The 3,971-nt window shown below is 63.6% G+C and carries 4 protein-coding genes; 1 reads left to right on the forward strand and 3 read right to left on the reverse strand.

Features of this window, described 5'->3' with window-relative positions; translation table 11 throughout:
- Nucleotides 1-282 precede the first annotated feature (282 nt).
- From VIQ49_RS21800 to VIQ49_RS21810, 3 genes are all read right to left on the reverse strand, one after another.
- Nucleotides 283-669, reverse strand: coding sequence for a hypothetical protein (locus VIQ49_RS21800; protein WP_331888580.1), 387 nt, complete (start codon nt 667-669; stop codon nt 283-285).
- The gene (locus tag VIQ49_RS21805; RefSeq protein WP_331888582.1) at nt 666-2,618 is read right to left on the reverse strand and encodes a hypothetical protein; all 1,953 of its coding nucleotides are present in this window, start codon (nt 2,616-2,618) and stop codon (nt 666-668) included. The genes VIQ49_RS21800 and VIQ49_RS21805 overlap by 4 nt, the downstream gene beginning before the upstream one ends.
- A gap of 70 nt (nt 2,619-2,688) precedes the next feature.
- Complete coding sequence (locus VIQ49_RS21810; RefSeq protein WP_331888586.1) at nt 2,689-3,153, reverse strand: DUF6611 family protein; 465 nt, start codon at nt 3,151-3,153, stop codon at nt 2,689-2,691.
- A gap of 303 nt (nt 3,154-3,456) precedes the next feature.
- Here VIQ49_RS21810 and VIQ49_RS21815 point away from each other — a divergent pair.
- Nucleotides 3,457-3,971 (forward strand): hypothetical protein (locus VIQ49_RS21815; RefSeq protein WP_331888584.1); only part of this gene is annotated, 515 nt, incomplete at its 3' end.

The raw sequence follows: 3,971 nt of genomic DNA on the forward strand, positions 1-3,971 counted from the left end.
AAATCCTGAGGCGTACCACCTCCGATTCCGCATGCTGGCAGGTCTCCTGGTACAACCTCACCTCGTAGTCCAGCAATTCGAAAAAGCACCGTGGAGGAAACTTGCCTGACCCAGACGATGCGTCCCTGGCGCCCGCATAAGTGCGTACCCCATCCGGTCGATCGCGCCGGGAACGCAGCACTCCCCTCTCGACAAAGATTGCCTTCAAACCCGATGCGCGACGGACGAAATGGCGGTGAACTGGGTTCCTGCAATCTACTGCTGGGCTCAGAAGCGGCTGGTCTACCTCCGCACGCGGGGCGGTAGGTCGAGCTCGCGGAACTGGCGTTGAGCTTCATCAGCCAGCCAGGGGTAGATGCGTGCGATCTCGATCAGCACCCTCTTCTTGATGACGTTGCCAGCGGTATCGGACAGCTGCTGACCACCGGTCTGGCGAACGTGGTTCCGGTGAGTGTCATAGCGTGATCCGGTGTGTCGCAACCAGTTCACGCAGAGCCGTTTGAGGAACGCTTCGCTGGAGGTGGTCTCGGCAGGTCGTTGTCCGGGAGCGAGTCGGGAATTGAAGTGTGCAATCGCTCGGCGGATCAACACCGCTGGCGCGAGCACGGTGACCGTGACGTCCACGAGTTCGGCAGCGTGCATCAGCTTTTGGCGATCCGGGTCGGTCATTTCGCCGACTCCGGAGCGGGGTTGAACGCTGCGGCACCCGTTTGAGCTAGCGTGTCGGCCTTCGCGGACGACTTCGCCGTGGCGCACGAGCGACGCAGCACTACCCCGTCGATATCGAGGACACACGTCACATGCATGTCCGTGTCGCTGCCTGATGCAGCCGCCGGTACCAGTCCGCGCCAGGCTTGTCGCTGTGTGCTCATCGTGACTCCGCCCTGCTCGGATCCGCTCGACGTTCTGGATGGTGTCGCGGCGGTAGATGTCGGTAGTTGCGTGCCGGGGAGGTTTTCGCTGTAGGTCGGCGGTCCTGGGTCCGGGCCGTCCTGCGGGATGGCGACGATGGTTCGCACCAGGTCGTCCTTGGTTGACGTGCACCGTTCGTTCGATTTGTGGATGGCCGACCACACTTGGTCGCGCTGATCGCGGGCGACGATAGCGGCAGTCACCGTGACGTTCGTCGTTGCGCTGGAATCGAATTGGTCGAACGTAGTCACTGGGTCGGTATCACCGTCGTCTATCAAAACTCGGGTTGCTTCCAGCCGGATCCCTTCCCCCTCCCCGTCGGTTGCAAGTCGGCCCCCTCCGCATGCCAGGGTTTCCAGTCTGTCGCCGGTGAGGGTTCGCATCGTCGGGTCGGAGCGGCTGACGCCATCGGTCCAGGTCTTCATGGTGGTGCCGGCGATCGCGCCTTCGGCTGGCAGCACTGCGGCGGCGACCGATTGCAAATCACTCGCGCGGAGATCCGCCGGCCCTGTCATCGAGGAGGACAGCGCCAGACCGCCGGCGACGGCCACGGCCACTGCGGCGACACCGAGCCCGCCGTAGACAGCGAGCGTGCGCCGTGACCAGCCGCGTCCGACACCTATCTCCGTATCGATGTCGTCTACTTCCGCATGTTTTGCCGGCAGGGGGTCGGGGTCGTGGGTGCTGTCGTAGTCGGCGGAACCGAACGCTAGAGCGCCGCGGCACAGGGTGTGCTGCGGGTGCGGCATCACACGAGCACCACGGGATGAATATGCTCGGACAGCGCTCGAGATGGCGGGATCGTAGGCGAGTCCTCCGCACAGCAACAGTCCTTGTTGCTCACGAACATCGGCCGCCTCCGGATGAGCGGCGTCCAAACTCCTGAACAGCTCACCGAATGCACTCACGAAGAATTCGGCGCCGGTTTCATCGACGTCTTCACTCGACAACGTGATCGGTCCGACGGGTTTCGGAAGTGCGACTGCGACGGCGTCAACGTCTGAGAGAGCCTCGCGCCCTGCCCTTATTCGTGGCACTCCGGCGAAAGCCCACCGCGCGTCGAGCGCCAGCTCGCTGTGATCTGCGGCAGTGAGGGCATTGGCGAGCAGGATCCGATCGAAGATGTCGCCGCCGTCCTCGACGGCGGCAGTGGCGGCGATCCGCGGACCGCGTGTACCTCCTCCCACCATCACGGCTGCGAGAGCTGACGCCCCACAGTCGATGACGATTCGGTGGGTGCCTACTGCAGGTGAAGGAGCTGAGTACGCGAAGGCCTTGTCGGATGGCACCATCACGACGGGTCGGCGGAGCGCTGCGTGGATAGTGAGCTGGAATCGTCTCTGTCGGTCGTGATCCCACCAGAACGGGACCACGATCATGATCTTCGCCGGCGGCGAGCCGAGTAAGGCAGCGGCCGCATTGAGAATCGGGTCGAGCAGGATGGCCAGCAGGGTGTCTGCGGACCAAGCCACTCCGTCGATGACTGTAGATGCGACGTCGAGTCGGTCGATGACAGAGCCCAATTGAGGGATTGTGGGCGCGTCGTCTCCGTGTGGCGGCCGGGGGGTTCCTCGATCGACAACCAGACGGGCCGGGACAGTGTCGGAGTTGTCGACGCGCACATTCGCGATCCGGCCGTTCCGGTCACGGACAGTCGCACACACTGTGGTGGCGCCGATATCTAGCGCGAGGGCGGTGCTGGGCATGGGGCGAATACTCGCTGACGGCTTCTCCAGTTTCGCCTCGCTTGCCGCCCTTCGTTGCCGTGTAGCGATGTCATCGGCGCCCGGGACCGAGTTGTCTGTAAATGTGCCCCCATTCGGCCTCGTAGTTCACAGGGGCCAGGTTCGCGGCGTCGAGGGAATCGAGCTGGGTGGCAATCGACTCGAATTCGGCGAGATCGCCTCTGACTCCGTCCGGCCGGACCACGATCTGGAGGTGTCGGGTTCCCTTGTGAATTCGCGCGGTGCCTTGACGTGCCCCAAGCCAGAGTGCGAGGACTGCAATGGTGGTGATCACAACTCCGCCAATACCGAAAGCGGTACCGACAACGCCGACGATGACCAGAAATCCGAGGATGCCCGTCCAGCTCCTCGCGAGCATGCGAATTCGCATGAGGGCTCGCTCGCGCGAGTTCGTGCCTGGCGGGAAGATCCAGAGCGTCGCACGTAGAGACTGTTGCTGCTGCGCGATCACGTCTGGAGTCACGTCTACGTGCCCCCATCGCGCTGACAGCGGCAACCCTGCATGGAGGTGCAGCTTTATCGATTTCCTGCGTTTGCGCCGGCGGGGTGTGCCTGCGCCTCCAGATCCTGTCATCGTCGTCTCCTTGCCCAGCTGTGTGAGGTTGGCCTATTGCTGAGTTGAGCGTTCAGCCGCGCCACTGCGGGTGAGAGCGGCCAGTCACTGTAGAGCGAGATGTTCCTTGAGATGTTCTCCACCGCGGCTTCGATCGGCGAGGAGGCTTGTCTCAAGTCTGTGTGGAGAACCAGTCAGGCATGGTGACGGTGACACTGGCGCTCACCACCGAGAAGAGGACATTGCGTGAACCGTCGCATCTATTTTCCTGCAGCAGTTATCGGCCTGGCTGCAGTAGTCGTGGCCGGCTGCAGTGAAGCACCTACCGACACCTCCGGCCCCAGTGCCGACGATCTCCGTGGCCACGCTGTCACCGCGCTGGACTTCCCTCGCTCGGTGTTCGGCGAATGGGAGGTCACCGACCCGGAGATACGTCCAGCTGACATGATCCCGGCAATCGCGCAGGCCGTCGGGACCACCGACGAGTGGGAAGTGGACTCCGCCGACTGCGCCCCAGGGGGTCGGCTCGGCGCTGCATTCTGGTCCACATCTCGCGGAACCGGTCCCTGGGTGGGACAGATGGGAGAAGCTCCGAATGTCAGTCAGTCTTTCGTCGCGACCGTGGCAACGTCGGATTCCGCCGGGCTCAATGCCGTGTCCGACTTTGCTGAGCAGTGTGCGGACTACACCGTCACCGCGGGGGGCCGCAGCGTCGCTGTCACCACCAAGCTCGCCAACAGTGAGCCGCTGCGGTACGGGCT

The organism is Williamsia sp. (genome assembly GCF_036566845.1).
Classification (GTDB): domain Bacteria; phylum Actinomycetota; class Actinomycetes; order Mycobacteriales; family Mycobacteriaceae; genus Williamsia.